A 15,876-nucleotide genomic window follows, 5' to 3' on the forward strand; every position below is an offset into this window, starting at 1 on the left:
GACATGGCTCAGGCCCCCAGGACGCCGACGAGGACGGGGCCCGTCAGCGGAAGGAGGAAGTTGGAGAGGGTGTACGTGATCGTGTAACCGAGCATCGGGACCGAGCTCTGAGCCGTCTGGGTGATGGAGGTGATGGCCGGGGTGGAGCACTGCTGACCTGCGATCGCGCCGATCAGCAGCGGCTTCTCGATCTTCAGGAGCTTCCGTCCGACGAGCAGCGACAGGGTGGCGGGCACCAGCACCATGGCGATGCCGGCGAACGGGAGCAGCGCTCCGTACTGCTTGAGCAGCGGCCACGCCTGCGGCCCAGAGACCAGGCCCGTACAGGCGATGAAGAGCGCCAGGCCCATGTCCTTGAGCGTGGTCGCGGCCTGCGGCGGAAAGGCGCCGAAGGTCTGTGAGCGCGAGCGGAACCAGCCGAAGAGCAGCCCCGCGACCAGACAGCCGCCGCCGGTGCCCAGCGACATCGGGATGTCACCCGCCCTGATCACGAGCTGGCCGATCAGTGAACCCACGACGATGCCCAGGCCGAGGTAGATGAAGTCGGTGGCGTCGTTCTTGACCACCGAGCCGATCTTCGCGACCAGCTTGGAGAGCCCCGAGCGCGCGCCGACCAGGGTGAGCACGTCGCCCCGGTGCACCACCGTGTCGCCGGTGGCCGGGAGGTGCTGGTCGTTGCGCAGGAGGTCGGTGACGTACACCCCGTCCTTGATGAACTCGGGGTGCCGCTGCTGGAGTTGATCGATGGTCAGACCGTGCGACGACTTGTCGGTCACGGCGACCTGGCGGGATGCGAGCGGAGTGTCGAGACCGGGGATGCCGGGGGTCTCCGGGCCGATGAGCCGTCCGGCCTCGATGGTGTGGGACCGCCGCCCCACGATCAGGATCAGGTCGGAGAGGGTCAGCCGGAGGCCGGGCGCGGAGGGGAGCAGCTTGCTGCCCCGCTTGACGGCCTCGACCGTGATCCGGCCGTCGAGGCTCGCTTCGAGGTCACCGACGGTGCGGCCGTCCGCACGGGTCACCAGATACGTACGCCCGACCAGGCCCGGCAGCGCCGCCCGCTCGTCGGACTCCAGGCCGTGCCCACTGCCGCCGCGCATCTTTTCCCACAGCTCGCGGGAGGCGTCGGCCAGGTTGATGCGCATCAGCATCGGCATGATCTGGCTGGTGTAGAGGACGATCGTGATCAGGCCGAAGAGGTAGCAGACGGTGTACGCGGTGGCGACGTGCCCCTGGTACTGGGCGATCTGTGCAGGGGACAGGTCGCCCAGCTTGCCGATGGCCTCGGTGGCCGTACCGACGACCGCGGACTCCGTGGCGGCGCCGGCCAGAATGCCCGACGCGGTGCCGACGTCGAGGTCGAAGGCCTTCGCCAGTCCGTAGGCGATGCCCAGGACGCTGACCAGCTCGATGAAGCAGAGCGCGAAGAAGCGCAGGCTCTTGCGATTGAGGTTCGAGAAGAACTGCGGGCCCGCCAGGTAGCCCAGCGAGAAGATGAAGAGCGCGAAGAAGACGGTCTTCACGTCGTCCGAGACCTTCACCTCGGCCCACGCGCCCATCAGCAGGGACACGATCAGAGTGCCGCAGATGCCGCCGAGCGTGATGGGACCCACGCGGAGCTTGCCCACCAGATAGCCGAGCGCCAGGCACAGGAAGAGCGCCAGCTCGGGATGGTCCTTGAGAACGCCCATAGTCGTCAGATCCCGGGGGAGACGGAGAGGGAGGAAGCAGAGCAAAGGGTGATTTGTTGCTCAAAGTAGCAATCCGACTACAAGTCGGCATGTTCCGGGAAGGTGGGCGGTCCCGGTGCTGCTTCCGGCTCGGGGTGCGGGCCCGGTGGGTGTTTGTTCTAGTGGATTCGACCGGTGGTCCACCGGTGCGTGGTCGCGGCCAGGCCCGCCACTTCCTCCCTCAGAGGAGTCACCCCATGAGTACGGACCAGAGCCCGCCCCCGCCGCCTCCGCCCCCGTCGGCCGCGCCCCCGGGTCCCGGCGAAGGGCCTTCCGGCGGGACCCCTTCCGGCGGGACCCCTTCCGGCGGGGCTCCTTCCGGCGGAGCCCCGCAGTGGGGCCCGCGCCCCGAGGAGGGGCCGCTGCACCGGCTCGGCCGGGGCGCCTGGCAGGCCGTGCTCGCGGCCGGTGTCGCCGCGCTGGTCCTGGGCGTCATGGTGCTCGCCTGGCCCGGCAGGACCCTGCTCGTCATCGCCGTGCTCTTCGGCGTCTACCTGCTGGTCAGCGGTGTGATGCAGCTGGTCGCGGCCTTCGGCACGCATGTGTCCACGGCGCTGCGGGTGATGGCCTTCATCAGCGGTGCGCTCTCCATCCTGCTGGGCCTGCTCTGCTTCCGCGGCGCCATGCAGTCGCTGCTGCTGCTCGCCCTGTGGATCGGCATCGGCTGGCTGTTCCGCGGCATCACGCAGACGGTGGCCGCCGCATCCGACCCGGAGATGCCGGCCAGGGGCTGGCAGGTCTGCCTCGGCATCATCAGCGCACTCGGCGGAGTCGTGCTGATCACCTCGCCGCTGGACTCGGTCGCGGTCCTCACTGTCCTCGGCGGCTGCTGGCTGCTCGCCGTCGGCATCGTCGAGATCGTCACCGCGTTCCGCATCCGCGCCAAGGCCCGTCGCGTCCCGCACAACGTCTGAGGACCCCGGCCGGGGCCCTCAGACGTTCCCGCGCTCGGTCGGACGGCCGTTCCGGCGTGATCGTCACGGGGCGGAATTCCTCGGTCAGCTGGCCTTGTTGCTCCGGTCGAAGTAGTCGACGATCTTCTGCCGGGTCGCGGTGTTGCTGAATGCTCCGCCGTGTCCGATCGCGTCGGTCACCGTGTGCAGGGCCTTCTTCCCGAGCTGGCGGGCCACGCCGTCGGCCCAGGCCCTGGGCGTCGACGGGTCGTACGTATTGCTGAGCAGCATCGCCGGACGGTCGCTGCGGGAGGTGACCGGCGCCGAAGAGCCGGCGGCCGGGGCAGGAGCCCCGACGCAGAGCGACGAGTACGCGCTGGAGTTCGTCGAGTAGCGGAGCACGGGTGCGGCCCGCCGGGTGGACGCCAGGTCGCCTTCGGCGTCCTTCGGGCTCTTCACCGCGAGATCGAAGCTGGAGCAGACGATCGGATCCGCGTAGGGGACCTCCGGGGGCACCTCCTCCTGCCCGCCGGAGCCGCCACCCTCCTCGGGTTCCGGATGCCTGCCCTCGGAGAGGTCCTTCAGGCCCTTGGCGGCGTCGCCGAACCGGTTGTTCCCGAGGGCCGTCTCCAGGTACGCGGTGACAGTGCTCTCCGACCAGGGCAAGCCGTTCAGCGTCCCGGGAAGTTCCCCGTCGCGCGCCTTCCGCCGCGCCTGCTCCAGGACCTTCGGTACGTCCTGCCCGCGCAGGACGCACGCCGCGTCCTTCTCGCACCACGTGCTGAAGCGCCGGTAGAGGGCCTCGTTGGCAGCGGCGGCCGAGGTCACGAAGTCGCGCCGGGACAGCACCGGGTTCATCACCCCCTCCAGGAGCGACCCGTTGACGTGCTCCCCGAAGAGACCGAGGTACCGCTCGGCGGTGAGCGTGCCGTACGAGAAGCCGTACAGGTTGATCCGCTCCAGCCCGAGGGACTTGCGGAGCACCTCGGCGTCCTTGGCGTTGCTGAACGCGTCGAGGTGGTTCTTCAGGCCCGCGGGTTCGGTGCGGCACTTCGACCACAGGACGCTCTGATTGGCCCGCAGCGCGGCGAATCCCGCCTCCGTGGTCGGCGGAACGCGCGGCACCTTGAGCGCGTTCGCGCTGGGGCACTGGAGCGGTCCGCTGTTGCCGATGCCGCGCGGGTCGAGTGCGATCAGGTCGTACTGGGGGAGATGTTTGCGCAGGTCGCTGAAGCCCATGTAGCCGGAATCCCCGGGACCCGGCGGCATGTTGAGAATCGTGCCCCGCTTCTTCGCCCGGTCGGCGGCCTCCCAGCGGTACACCTGGAGGTCGACCGTGCGGGAATCCTTCTTCTCCCAGTCGACCGGCACGGTCAGACGGCCGCAGGTGACGCCTTCGTTCACGTCCTCCTGCGTGCACGCTCCCCAGCGGATCTTCTGCGCGTCGAAGCGCGCGGTGCCCGCGCCGATGTCCTTCCCGGCCGGCACCGGATCCTTGACGACTGCCGAGGACGTCGCGCCCGGTGGGGTACAGGCGGCGACGCCGAGCAGTGCGAGTGCGGCCAGGGAGATCCTGCGGTGCGTCAAGTGCGTGCCCTCCGTTCGCGAAGCCGCCGCGGGTACCCGCGGAAACGACCTCGCCCGTACGACGAGTCCCTTGCCGGTACCCGTCCTTCCACGGCTCCCATGCTCCCGGCCTTTCGCGTCACCCGGTTAGGGCCGGAGGATGAGGCCGGTATGGGCCCTTCGTATGACCGGGGCCTGTCCTGTGCGCCCGGAGGATGACGCGGCGGCGCCCGCGACCCGCCCCCGCAATCCGTCCCGAGACCCCGCTAGCCTGGGCGAATGCTGACCGAAGTCATCGCGACCCGCTACGTCACGCCCCTGCGTGAGGGCGGCTCGCTCCCCGGAATCGTCGAGGCCGACGATCTCGGTACGTACGTCATGAAGTTCACCGGCGCGGGACAGGGGCGCAAGACGCTGGTGGCCGAGGTCGTCTGCGGCGAGCTCGGCCGCCGGCTCGGGCTGCGGGTACCGCGCCTGGTCGCCATGGACCTCGACCCCGTCATCGGGCTCGGCGAGCCGGACCAGGAGGTGCAGGAGCTGCTCAAGGCGAGCGGCGGACTGAACCTCGGGATGGACTTCCTGCCCGGCTCCCTCGGCTTCGACCCGCTCGCCTACGAGGTGAGTCCGGCGGAGGCGGGGCAGGTGGTCTGGTTCGACGCGCTGATCAACAACGTCGACCGGTCCTGGCGCAACCCCAACATGATGGTCTGGCACGGCGACCTGTGGCTCATCGACCACGGCGCCACCATGATCTGGCAGCACAACTGGCCCACCGCGCAGACCGCGGCGGCCAAGCCGTACAACGCCTCCGACCACGCGCTGGCCCGCTTCAAGCCGGACGTGCGGGCCGCCGCGCGCGAGCTGGCCCCGCTGGTCACCGAGGAACTGCTGACCGAGGTCGCCGCCCAGGTGCCCGACGTGTGGCTGGCCGGCGAGCCGGGCTTCGAGAACCCGGACGCGCTGCGCCGGGCCTACGTGGACGCGCTGCTGCCGCGCGCCGCGACGATCCACGAGCGGATCTCGCTGGAGGCCCCCACCGAGGACCGGCCCTCGCAGGCGCCCGGCTGGCTGACCGAGCACGTCAAGCCGTGGCCGCACCCGACGAAGGCACAGAAGCAGCAGGCGCAGGAACAGGCACAGCAGGAACAATCGCAGCGGGAACAGGCACAGCAGGAGCAGGCTCTGCAGGACGGCGGCGGCAAGTGAGCGAGCACAGCGGTGCCGTCCAGCGCCATGTCTTCGAGTACGCCCTGGTGCGCGTCGTGCCCCGGGTCGAGCGCGGCGAGATGTTCAACGCGGGGGTGATGGTCTACTGCCGGGCCAAGTCGTACGCGGCCGCCCTCACGCACCTCGACGAGGCCAAGCTCCTCGCGCTCGACCCGCAGGCCGACGTGGTCGGCGTACGGGCCGCACTGCACGCCGTCGAGGGCCTCTGCGGGGGCGGCGGAGCGGCCGGTCAGGCGGCGGGCGACGATCCCGGGCGGCGGTTCAGGTGGCTGAGCGCCCCGCGCTCCGCCGTCGTACAACCCGGCCCCGTGCACACCGGGCTGACGGCCGATCCGCAGGCGGAGCTGGCGCGGCTGCTCGACGTACTGGTGCGCTGAGGCGCGGGGGAGGCCCGTGTGACCTTCGTCGGGGATCCGGGCGGCCGTTGACACCGGGTGCCGTGGCTTCTAGCGTCACGTCTGCTGAGTCCTACTAAGCGGTTGCTCAGCTGATGAGCGGTCCCCCGGGGCCGGTTCCCAAGGGCGAGGAGAACCAGCATGTCCACCACCGAGCAGCGGGTAGCGATCGTGACCGGGGCGGCGCGCGGCATTGGCGCCGCCACCGCACTGCGGCTCGCGGCCGAGGGCCGCGCCGTCGCCGTGCTCGACCTCGACGAGGCGGCCTGCAAGGACACCGTCGAGAAGATCACCGCGGCCGGCGGCCGGGCGCTCGCCGTCGGCTGCGACGTGTCCGACGAGGCCCAGGTGGCCGCCGCCGTCGCTCGCGTCGCCGCCGAGCTGGGCGCGCCCACGATCCTCGTCAACAACGCGGGCGTACTGCGCGACAACCTGCTGTTCAAGATGAGCGAGTTGGACTGGGACACCGTCATGGGCGTCCACCTCAAGGGTGCCTTCCTGATGTCGCGCGCCTGCCAGAAGCACATGGTGGACGAGAAGTTCGGCCGCATCGTCAACCTGTCGTCCAGCTCGGCGCTCGGCAACCGGGGCCAGGCCAACTACGCCACCGCCAAGGCCGGCCTGCAGGGCTTCACCAAGACCCTCGCCAAGGAGCTCGGCAAGTTCGGCGTCACCGCCAACGCCGTCGCCCCCGGCTTCATCGTCACCGAGATGACCGCGCAGACCGCCGCCCGCGTCGGCATGGGCTTCGAGGACTTCCAGGCCGCGGCCGCCACCCAGATCCCCGTACAGCGCGTCGGCCACCCCGAGGACATCGCCAACGCCATCGCCTTCTTCACCGGCGACGCGGCGGGCTTCGTCTCGGGCCAGGTCATGTACGTCGCCGGTGGACCCCTCAACTGACCTGCCGCACCAAGGGATTGAGCTCATGACTGAAGAAGCGCAGGACAGTGGCGTACGGGACAGCGGCAAGGTCGCGCTGATCACCGGCGCCAGCCGGGGCATCGGCTACGGCATCGCGGAGGCGCTCGTCGCCCGCGGCGACCGGGTGTGCATCACCGGCCGCAACGAGGACGCCCTCAAGGAAGCGGTCGAGAGGCTCGGCGCGGACCGGGTGATCGGCGTCGCGGGCAAGGCGCACGACGAGGCCCACCAGGCCGTCGCCGTGGAGCGGACGATGGAGGCCTTCGGCCGGGTCGACTTCCTCGTCAACAACGCCGGTACGAACCCGGTGTTCGGCCCGATGGCCGAGATGGACCTGAACGTCGCCCGCAAGGTCTTCGAGACCAACGTCATCTCGGCGCTCGGCTTCGCCCAGCAGACCTGGAAGGCCTGGCAGAGCTCCCACGGCGGCGCGATCGTCAACATCGCGTCGGTGGCCGGGGTTTCGGCCTCGCCCTTCATCGGGGCGTACGGCATGAGCAAGGCGGCCATGGTCAACCTGACGCTGCAGCTGGCGCACGAGTTCGCCCCGCTGGTGCGGGTCAACGCGATCGCGCCCGCCGTGGTGAAGACCAAGTTCGCCCAGGCGCTGTACGAGGGCCGGGAGGCGGAGGCGGCAGCGGCGTACCCGCTGGGGCGGCTCGGCGTACCGGCGGACATCGGCGGCGCCGCCGCGTTCCTCACCTCGGAGCAGTCGGACTGGATCACTGGCCAGACCCTCGTCGTGGACGGCGGCATCTTCCTCAACGCGGGGGTGCAGTAGCGGGACCGGCAGGGGCGCGGGGACCGCAGGGGTGCGGTGACGCGTGCGGCCCGAAGCCGCCGGCCGACGGAACCAATCGTTCCGTCCATCGGCCGACGGAACCAATCGTTCCGAAACGGTGACCGGCCCGCCGGACAACTCCCTTGTTCCGGCGGGCCGTTGCGGTATGGTCTGCCGACCCACGGCTGATCGAGGAGCGTGCACGTGTTTGACCGGGCCAGGAGATTGCGGGTTGCCGCAACCCTCACGTCCATATCCCTGCTGGCTGGTTGCGGGGTGTTGTCCGAGGACGGTTCCGATGTGGAGAACAAACTGACCGTCGGGACGACCAGCAAGCCGAGCACGCTCGACCCGGCGGGCGCCTGGGACGGCTCCTGGGAGCTGTACCGCAACGTCTTCCAGACGCTGCTGAGCTACCCGACCGGCAGCTCGGTGCCCACCCCCGACGCGGCGAAGGAGTGCCGCTTCGACGACAGCGCGCAGCGCGTCTACACCTGCACCCTCAGGCCGGGACTGACCTTCTCCGACGGTGCGAAGCTCGACGCCGCGGCGGTCCGGCACTCGATCGAACGGATCCGCAGGATCGGTGCGGACGGCGGCCCCGACGGGCTGCTCAGCAGCCTCAAGGGGGTCCAGACCCAGGGGAGGGACAAGGTCGTCTTCCGGCTCAACAAGCCCGACGCGACCTTCCCGTTCGTCCTCGCCACCCCCGGCATGTCGCTGGTGAGCCCGGCCGCGTACCCGGCGGACCGGCTCCGCAGCGGCAACTCGCTGACCGGCTCCGGCCCCTACCACCTCCAGGCCTACCGCCCCAAGGGGGCGGACTCGGGGGCCGACCTGGTGCGCAACCCCTCGTACAAGGGCTTCGCCGACCGGAAGAACGACGCGGTCACCATCCGCTACTTCGACGACTCCGCGAAGATGGTCAAGGAGCTCAAGGAGAAGCGGATCGACGCGACCTTCCGCGGCCTGACCGCGGAGCAGATCGTCGGCCTCCAGGAACAGCAGGCGGGCGGAGGGGTCAAGGTGACCGAGTCGCCCGGCTCGGAGATCCACTACCTGGTCTTCAACCCGAAGGACCGGAACGCGGCCAACCCGGCGGTCCGGAAGGCGATCGCCCAGCTGGTGGACCGTGCGGCCCTCGTCGACAAGGTCTTCAAGGGCACGTCGGAGCCCCTGTACTCGATGGTGCCGAGCGGCATCGCAGGACACACCACCGACTTCTTCGACACGTACGGCCAGCCCGACCCGGCCGCGGCCGGGCGCATCCTGCGCGCGGCGGGCATCACCCGGCCGGTGTCGCTGTCCTTCTGGTACCCCACCGACCGGTACGGCTCGGCGACCGCCCTGGAGTTCGCGGAGCTCAAGCGGCAGCTGGAGGAGTCCGGGCTGTTCCGGATCACCCTCAAGGGCCTCCCCTGGGACGACTTCCAGAGCGGTGTGCGGAAGGGCAGCTACCCGGTCTTCGGCCGCGGCTGGGCGCCGGACTACCCGGACCCCGACAGCTTCGTCTCGCCCTTCGTCGGCGAGAAGAACGCGATCTCCACGCCCTACGTGGTGCCCGAGATCACCGGGGACCTGCTGCCGAAGTCGCGGCGCGAGAACGACCGGAGCCGGGCGGCCGACCACTTCGTGAAGGCCCAGGAGGTCCTGCTGCGCGACGTACGGCTGCTGCCGCTGTGGCAGGGCAAGATGTACGTCGCCGCGTCCGAGGACATCGGCGGCACCGAGCAGGCGCTGGACCCGCAGACCGTGATGCAGGTGTGGGAGCTGTTCCGCAAGACCAGCTGGTAGTCCGTCGGGTGCGGGTGCGGGTGCGGGTGCGGGTGCGGGTGCGGGCACGGGCGTTTCGGGCCGGGAGCGGCGTTGTCAGTGGTGGCCGGTAGGTTCTTTTTCAGAGAACGGATCTTTCACCGGAGGTTGTTGACGTGACCGACACCCAGATGCTGCCCGAGTCCTGGCGCGGGGTCCTCGGCGAGGAGCTGGAGAAGCCCTACTTCAAGGAGCTCGTGGAGTTCGTCGAGGACGAACGGGCGAAGGGGCCGGTCTACCCGCCGCGCGACGAGGTCTTCGCCGCCCTCGCCGCCACCCCGTACGACAAGGTGAAGGTCCTGGTCCTCGGCCAGGACCCCTACCACGGCGAGGGCCAGGGGCACGGCCTGTGCTTCTCGGTGCGGCCCGGCGTGAAGACGCCCCCCTCCCTGCGCAACATCTACAAGGAGATGAACGCCGAACTGGGCACCCCGGTCCCGGACAACGGCTATCTGATGCCGTGGGCCGAGCAGGGCGTCCTGCTGCTCAACGCGGTGCTGACCGTGCGCAAGGGCGAGGCCAACTCGCACAAGGGCAAGGGCTGGGAGAAGTTCACCGACGCGGTGATCCGCGCGGTCGCCGCGCGCCCCGACCCCGCGGTCTTCGTCCTCTGGGGGAACTACGCCCAGAAGAAGCTCCCGCTGATCGACACCGAGCGGCACGCCGTGGTGAAGGGTGCGCACCCCTCGCCGCTGTCCGCGAAGAAGTGGTTCGGCTCGCAGCCCTTCACCCAGATCAACGCGGCGGTCGCGGAGCAGGGCCACGAGGCGATCGACTGGACCGTGCCGAACCTGGGCTGAGCCTGAGCCCGATCGCGGGGGCCTGCGGCTAGCGTCACTGGGATCAGTGAATACGCACGTGAGCCGCGTGCGTAGGCGAGCACGGGGCTCAGCGGAGGCCGCAGTGGTGGAGCAGCAGGGCGCGTCGGGGGACGCGGATACGGGTGCAGGGGCGGGGGCGGGGGAGTCCGGGGACGCCGTCACGACCCGGATCGGGCAGACGGCGATGCTGCTCCACGCCGGTGACCGGCAGGAGGCGCGCAGTCGGTTCGGGGCGCTCTGGGAGGAGCTCGGGATGTCCGGCGACGCCCGGCACCGGTGCATGCTGGCGCACTACATGGCGGACGCCCAGGACGACCCCCGCGACGAACTGCTGTGGGACCTGCGGGCGTTGGCCGCGGCCGACGGGCGGGACGGCGGCGCGGCCCGGGGCACGGGGGTGCCGGGGGAACTGCTCGGCTTCCGTCCCACCCTCCACCTCAGCCTCGCCGCCGACTACGTGAAGCTGGGGCGCCCGGAGGCGGCCCGCATCCATCTGCGCCGGGCGAGGGCCCTGTGCGACACCCTCGCCGACGACGTGTACGGGGCCGGGGTCAGAGCGGCGGTAGCCCGGCTGGAGACGCGGCTCGGTGGGGAGTGAGCGCCCTTCCGGGGGCGCTCGGGGCCGTCATCGGGTCCGTCAACCCCCGTACGTCTCCCGGCAGATGCGGGCCTGAGGGCTTTTCGGGCTCCAGCCGCCGTAGCCCTTGCCGAGCGCGCAGACGTCGGCGGCCGAGGCCGGGACCTTGGGCAGTGCGGGCAGCGGGGCCTTCTTCCGGTGCGGTCCCCGGTGGCGGGGCGATTCCGGTTCCGGTTCCGGTTGCGGGGCGGCGTCCCGGCGGGCGGGCCGCTCGGACCGGGGCGGCGACTGTACCGGCGGGGCCTCGGCGGCCTCCTTCGCCCCGGTCGGTCCGGTCCCGGGTCCGGTCCTGGGGGTGGGTGCCCGCTGGGAAGGCGGCATGGCTGCTTCCAGCACCTCGTGGACGGGCGCCTCGATGAGCTGCTCCGGCTGCCCGCCGTTCCCGATCAGATGGGGCAGCGGAGGGTGCTGAGGCGCGGGGGACTGCTGGTGGGTCGCGGGCGTCCCGGCCGGTCCCGAGGGGGTGGACACACAGCCGGTGACGGCCGACACGGCCACCCCCACCAGGAGCGTCGCTGCGGTTCTCGTCACGGTTCTTGTTCGGTGCACCCGCGCCACTCTGCTGATCGCGGGCCCCGCGGGGGAAGCCGGGAGCCCGATATTGCCCCGCACGAGTGAAGCACCGGTTCGCCGCTTACGCGGCAGGCCCAGTTACGCGGCAGGGCCCGGCGTCCTCCCCGGCTGCTGCGTGCCGGTTCCGAGCATTCCGCTCAGCAACTCGCCGAATCCGGTGCGGAGTTCCTCCTCGCTCGGTACCGCCGAGTGGTACGAACCCGCCGCGCACGAGTACATCAGCCCCTCCACCCACGCGATCAGCGACAGCGCGTGCCGCTCCGGCTCCTTCGACCCGGCCGCCGCCATCATCGCCTCCAGCGGCTCCCGGAACCTGGCCCGTCCCGCCGCGTCGTAGAACTCCCGCAGCTCCGGCCGCCGGGTGGCTTCGAGGCCCAGCTCGTAGCGGGCCACGAGCATGTCCCGGTGCTCGGTCAGATGCCGGTGCAGGACCACCGCGAGCATGTCGAGCAGGTCCTCGACGCGCGCGCCGGGGCCGGGCAGCGCGCCGAGCCCGAGCGCCCGCGCCTCCAGTACGGCGAGGCGCTGCACCGCGGTCTCCAGGAGAGCCTGCCGGGTGCGCGCGTAGTTGGAGGTCGAGCCCTGCGGCAGCCCGGCCGTCTCGTCCACGGCCCGGTGGGTGAGCCCGCGCATGCCCCGCTCGACCAGGAGCTTCAGGGCCGCGTCGGCGATCAGTTCCGAGCGGGGGGCGGCCGGGGCGGGGCTCGCGGCGGGGGAGGGGGTGCGTGCGGTCATGGGCGCCAATCTACCGCCCGTACTACGGCTGTAGTAGCCTGGCGAGGTCACTACAGATGTAGTTTCCGAGGAGGGGTCGTCATGTCCCAGCAGTCCCAGCACCGCGCGGTCGTCGTCGGAAGCGGAATCGGGGGCCTCACCGCCGCCCTCGCCCTGCACCGGCGCGGCTGGCAGGTCACCGTCCTGGAGCGGGCCGCCGCCCTGGAGCCGGTCGGCGCAGGCATCGGCCTCGCCCCCAACTCGCTGCGCGCACTGGACGTCGTCGGCCTCGGCGACACGATCCGCGACCTCGCCGCCTGGCAGGGGGAGGGCGGCATGCGCGCACCCAGTGGCCGCTGGCTGTCCCGTACGGACAGTTCGGCGGCCGTCGAGCGGTTCGGCGACCCCCTGGTGCTGGTCCACCGGGCCACCCTGGTCGACGTCCTCGCCGCTCCGCTGCCCGAGGGCGCGATCCGTACCGGCACGCCCGCCGAACTGGTCGACCCGGGCGTCGTGGACGGCCGGCCCGCCGTCGTCCGTACGCCCGAGGGTGACATCGAGGCCGAACTCGTCGTCGGCGCCGACGGCATCAGGTCCGCGGTGCGCGCCACCCTCTATCCCGAGCACCCCGGCGCCGCCTACGCCGGATTCACCACCTGGCGCGTCGTCGTGCCCGCCCCGGCAGAGCCCTTCGCACCGCACGAGACCTGGGGGCGCGGCCGGCTGTGGGGCACCCAGCCGCTCAAGGACGGCCGGATCTACGCGTACGCGGCGGCCGCCGCCCCCGCCGGAGGGCACAGCGCCGACGGCGAGAAGGCGGAACTCCTGCGCCGGTACGGCGACTGGCACCACCCCGTCCCGGAGATCGTCGCCGCGGCCGCGGAGGACCGGATCCTGCGCCACGACGTGCACCACATGACCACCCCCCTCCCCGCCCACCACCGGGGCCGCACCGTCCTCCTCGGTGACGCCGCGCACGCCATGTGCCCCACCATGGGCCAGGGCGGCAACCAGGCCATCGAGGACGGCATCGTCCTCGCCCACCACGCCGCACCCGGCGCGGGCCTCGGCCCCGCCCTCGCCGCCTACAGCGCGGACCGGCTGCCGCGCACCACGGGCATCGTCAACAAGTCCGCGAAGATCGCGAAGCTGATGATGCTGAGCAGCACCCCCGCCGTGGCGCTCCGGGACGGCCTGATGACGCTGGCCGGGTTCGGTCCCGGCCTCGCCCTGCGGACCTTCGACGGGATCGCCGACTGGCGGCCGCCGCAGCGCACGTATGCTGCCCGGACAGCCGTTCACCAGGCACAACAGGCATAGCGCTACAGAGGGAGACCCCCGTGAAGGTCGGCGTCATCGGGCTCGGAGACATCGCGCAGAAGGCGTACCTGCCGGTCTTCGCCACCCTGCCGGAGACCGAGCTGCACCTCCAGACCCGCACCCCCGCCAACCTGGCGCGGGTCGCGCAGGCCCACCGGATCCCGGCCGAGCGCACCCACACCACGCTCGACGGGCTCCTCTCCCAGGGGCTGGACGCCGCGTTCGTGCACGCGTCGACGGCCGCCCACCCCGAGATCGTCACCCGGCTGATCGAGGCGGGCGTTCCCACGTACGTCGACAAGCCCCTGGCGTACGAACTGGCCGACTCCGTACGGCTGGTGGAGCTCGCCGAGGAGCGCGGTGTCAGCCTCGCCGTCGGCTTCAACCGGCGCACGGCGCCCGGCTACGCGCAGTGCGTCGAGCACCCGCGCGAGCTGATCCTGATGCAGAAGAACCGGGTCGGCCTGCCCGAGGACCCGCGCACCCTCGTCCTCGACGACTTCATCCACGTCGTCGACACGCTGCGCTTCCTCGCGCCCGGCGAGATCGACCACGTCGACGTCCGCGCCCGGATCGTCGACGGGCTGATGCACCACGTCGTCCTCCAGCTCTCCGGCGACGGCTTCACCGCGATCGGCACCATGAACCGGCTCTCGGGCTCCACCGAGGAGATCCTCGAAGTGTCCGGCCAGGACACCAAGCGGCAGGTCGTCAACCTCGCCGAGGTCATCGACCACAAGGGCCAGCCGAGCGTCCGCCGCCGCGGCGACTGGGTGCCGGTCGCCCGCCAGCGCGGCATCGAGCAGGTCGTCACCGGCTTCCTCGACGCCGTACGAGCGGGGAAGGTGCTCGACGCCCGGGACGCGCTGGCGACCCATGAGCTGTGCGAGCGGGTGGTACGGACAGCCCTGGAGCAGACTTCCTGAGGCTGCGCACCCCCTCCGCCGCGAGCAGCAGGGCCAGCACGGCCAGCGCCAGGTGGACGGCCCAGTCGCCGTACTTCGCGTACGGAGTGAGGCCGCGCGCCAGCGGTACGTCGTACACGGCGGCGGCGCTCTCGGCGGTGCCCAGCGGGGCGCCCAGCCGGGCGCCGTCGGGACCGTACACGGTGCTCACCCCGGTGAGGGCGGCGTGCACCATGGGCCGGCCGGTCTCGGCGGCCCGCAGCGCGGCCAGCGAGGCGTGCTGCGCGGGCGCCCAGCTCTCCTGGAACGTCGAGGTCGCGGACTGCGCGATCAGCAACTGGGCCCCGTCCCTGACCAGCCGGCGGCTCATGTCGGGGAACGCGGACTCGAAGCACACCAGCGGCCCGAGCCGCAGCCCGTTCGGCAGCGGCATCACCACCGGGCCGCTGCCGCGCTTGCGGTCCTCGCCCGCCGCCTTGCCCACCGAGGTCGCCCAGCCGAGCAGGGCGCGCGCCGGAACGTACTCGCCGAAGGGCACGAGCCGCATCTTGTCGTAGCGCGCCCCCGTCGGTCCCTGCGGTCCCACCAGCACCGACGACTTGAAGATGCCGGGCCGGTCGGAGCGCCGGGCGTTCACATTGACCAGGACGTCCGCGCCGACGAGGCGGGACAGCGCGGCGATCCGGGCGGCGACGTCCGGGTGCGCCGGCAGGTCGTCGCCGACGCTGCTCTCGCCCCACACCACCAGGTCGACGCGGAGCCCGGCCAGCGTCCGCGTCAGCTCCTCGCCGCGCGCGAGCCGCCGCTCGGTGCTGCCGATGCCGTCGCCGATCACCCCGGGCTGTACGACCGCGATGCGCGCGGTGTGCACGCGCTCGGGGCGCGGCGCCCACAGCCACGCCGCCCCGGCCGCCAGCGCGACGGCGAGAACGGCCGACACGGCCGCGACACGCGCGTACGGCAGCGTCAGCAGCACCACGACGGCGGTGTTCACCGCGACGACCAGCAGACTCACCAGCCACACCCCGCCCAACGAGGCCAGCCGCAGCGCGGCGGTGACGTCCCACTGCGACGAGCCGAGCAGACCCCAGGGGCCGCCCAACCCCTCCCAGGAACGGGCGAGTTCGATCATCAGCCAGCCGGACGGCAGCACGGCCACGGCAGCCAGCGCCCGGGGCACGGTCGGACGGCCGCCGAGCAGGGCCCGCACCAGCCACCCCCACGGCAGCCACAGCAGACCGAGCAGCGCCGCCACCACCACGATGAACACGTGCAGGCTCGGCATCAGCCAGTGGTGCACCGCCAGGACGAACCCGAGCCCGCCCAGCCAGCCGTCCAGCGCGGCCCGCCGTCCGGTCGGCGCGGAGCGGACCAGCAGCATCCACGGCACCAGGGCGACGTAGGCGAACCACCACAGGCCGGGCGCGGGGAAGACGAACACGGGCAGCGCCCCGGCCAGGACCGCGGCCGCACCGCGCCACCACGCCGAGTCGAGCAGACGCCCCGGCCCACCGGACAGCACCCAGTGCCTCGGCATCCCGCGCCTCCTCACCACCGGAGTGATGCTCCCAGTGTGGG

The 15,876-nt window shown here is 71.7% G+C and carries 15 protein-coding genes; 10 read left to right on the plus strand and 5 right to left on the minus strand.

Translation table 11 applies throughout. The features are described from left to right. Positions 1-8: 8 nt before the first annotated feature. Positions 9-1,691 carry an aspartate-alanine antiporter gene (gene aspT, locus ACH4SP_RS25180; protein ID WP_398417813.1) on the minus strand — a complete coding sequence of 561 codons (1,683 nt, stop codon included), beginning with the start codon at positions 1,689-1,691 and terminating at the stop codon, positions 9-11. A 236-nt stretch (positions 1,692-1,927) separates the two neighbouring features. Here aspT and ACH4SP_RS25185 point away from each other — a divergent pair, with 236 nt between their 5' ends. Beyond that, on the plus strand, positions 1,928-2,644 hold the full coding sequence (locus ACH4SP_RS25185) for an HdeD family acid-resistance protein (RefSeq protein WP_398417814.1): 717 nt from the start codon (positions 1,928-1,930) through the stop codon (positions 2,642-2,644). Between the two features lie 84 nt (positions 2,645-2,728). Here the strand turns inward: ACH4SP_RS25185 and ACH4SP_RS25190 are convergent, their stop codons facing one another. Next, on the minus strand, positions 2,729-4,210 hold the full coding sequence (locus tag ACH4SP_RS25190; protein ID WP_398417815.1) for an alpha/beta fold hydrolase: 1,482 nt from the start codon (positions 4,208-4,210) through the stop codon (positions 2,729-2,731). Between the two features lie 258 nt (positions 4,211-4,468). On the opposite strand from ACH4SP_RS25190, the gene ACH4SP_RS25195 reads away from it, so the two are divergent. From ACH4SP_RS25195 to ACH4SP_RS25225, 7 genes are all read left to right on the plus strand, one after another. Further along, positions 4,469-5,395, plus strand: a complete 927-nt coding sequence (locus ACH4SP_RS25195; protein WP_398417816.1) for a HipA family kinase — start codon at positions 4,469-4,471, stop codon at positions 5,393-5,395. Next, a complete protein-coding gene (locus ACH4SP_RS25200; protein WP_398417817.1) occupies positions 5,392-5,793 on the plus strand; it encodes a DUF3037 domain-containing protein in 402 nt (133 codons plus the stop codon). The genes ACH4SP_RS25195 and ACH4SP_RS25200 overlap by 4 nt, the downstream gene beginning before the upstream one ends. Before the next feature lie 159 nt (positions 5,794-5,952). Next, entirely contained in the window at positions 5,953-6,714 is a 762-nt protein-coding gene (fabG, locus tag ACH4SP_RS25205) for a 3-oxoacyl-ACP reductase FabG (RefSeq protein WP_398417818.1), read from the plus strand. 25 nt (positions 6,715-6,739) lie between these two features. Further along, the gene (locus ACH4SP_RS25210) at positions 6,740-7,516 is read left to right on the plus strand and encodes an SDR family oxidoreductase (protein WP_398417819.1); all 777 of its coding nucleotides are present in this window, start codon (positions 6,740-6,742) and stop codon (positions 7,514-7,516) included. Between the two features lie 204 nt (positions 7,517-7,720). After that, on the plus strand, positions 7,721-9,310 hold the full coding sequence (locus tag ACH4SP_RS25215) for an ABC transporter substrate-binding protein (RefSeq protein WP_398417820.1): 1,590 nt from the start codon (positions 7,721-7,723) through the stop codon (positions 9,308-9,310). Positions 9,311-9,444: 134 nt separating this feature from the next. Continuing rightward, complete coding sequence (gene ung / locus ACH4SP_RS25220) at positions 9,445-10,128, plus strand: uracil-DNA glycosylase (RefSeq protein ID WP_398417821.1); 684 nt, start codon at positions 9,445-9,447, stop codon at positions 10,126-10,128. A 205-nt stretch (positions 10,129-10,333) separates the two neighbouring features. Further along, positions 10,334-10,747 (plus strand): hypothetical protein, encoded by a 414-nt coding sequence (locus tag ACH4SP_RS25225; protein WP_398418362.1) that lies wholly within the window; start codon positions 10,334-10,336, stop codon positions 10,745-10,747. Between the two features lie 39 nt (positions 10,748-10,786). Here the strand turns inward: ACH4SP_RS25225 and ACH4SP_RS25230 are convergent, their stop codons facing one another. Both ACH4SP_RS25230 and ACH4SP_RS25235 read right to left on the minus strand, forming a co-directional pair. Further along, positions 10,787-11,317 (minus strand): hypothetical protein, encoded by a 531-nt coding sequence (locus ACH4SP_RS25230; RefSeq protein WP_398417822.1) that lies wholly within the window; start codon positions 11,315-11,317, stop codon positions 10,787-10,789. A 120-nt stretch (positions 11,318-11,437) separates the two neighbouring features. Then, positions 11,438-12,094 carry a TetR/AcrR family transcriptional regulator gene (locus ACH4SP_RS25235; protein ID WP_398417823.1) on the minus strand — a complete coding sequence of 219 codons (657 nt, stop codon included), beginning with the start codon at positions 12,092-12,094 and terminating at the stop codon, positions 11,438-11,440. Positions 12,095-12,175: 81 nt separating this feature from the next. Here ACH4SP_RS25235 and ACH4SP_RS25240 point away from each other — a divergent pair, with 81 nt between their 5' ends. Together ACH4SP_RS25240 and ACH4SP_RS25245 are read left to right on the plus strand one after the other, a co-directional pair. Beyond that, on the plus strand, positions 12,176-13,393 hold the full coding sequence (locus ACH4SP_RS25240) for an FAD-dependent monooxygenase (protein ID WP_398417824.1): 1,218 nt from the start codon (positions 12,176-12,178) through the stop codon (positions 13,391-13,393). 20 nt (positions 13,394-13,413) lie between these two features. Further along, on the plus strand, positions 13,414-14,319 hold the full coding sequence (locus ACH4SP_RS25245) for a Gfo/Idh/MocA family protein (protein ID WP_398417825.1): 906 nt from the start codon (positions 13,414-13,416) through the stop codon (positions 14,317-14,319). Here ACH4SP_RS25245 and lnt read toward each other — a convergent pair. Beyond that, complete coding sequence (gene lnt / locus ACH4SP_RS25250) at positions 14,204-15,835, minus strand: apolipoprotein N-acyltransferase (protein ID WP_398417826.1); 1,632 nt, start codon at positions 15,833-15,835, stop codon at positions 14,204-14,206. The two genes, ACH4SP_RS25245 and lnt, sit on opposite strands and share 116 nt — an antisense overlap. Positions 15,836-15,876 lie beyond the last annotated feature (41 nt).

The sequence above is a fragment of the Streptomyces sp. NPDC021093 genome, from assembly GCF_044333135.1.
GTDB lineage: Bacteria > Actinomycetota > Actinomycetes > Streptomycetales > Streptomycetaceae > Streptomyces.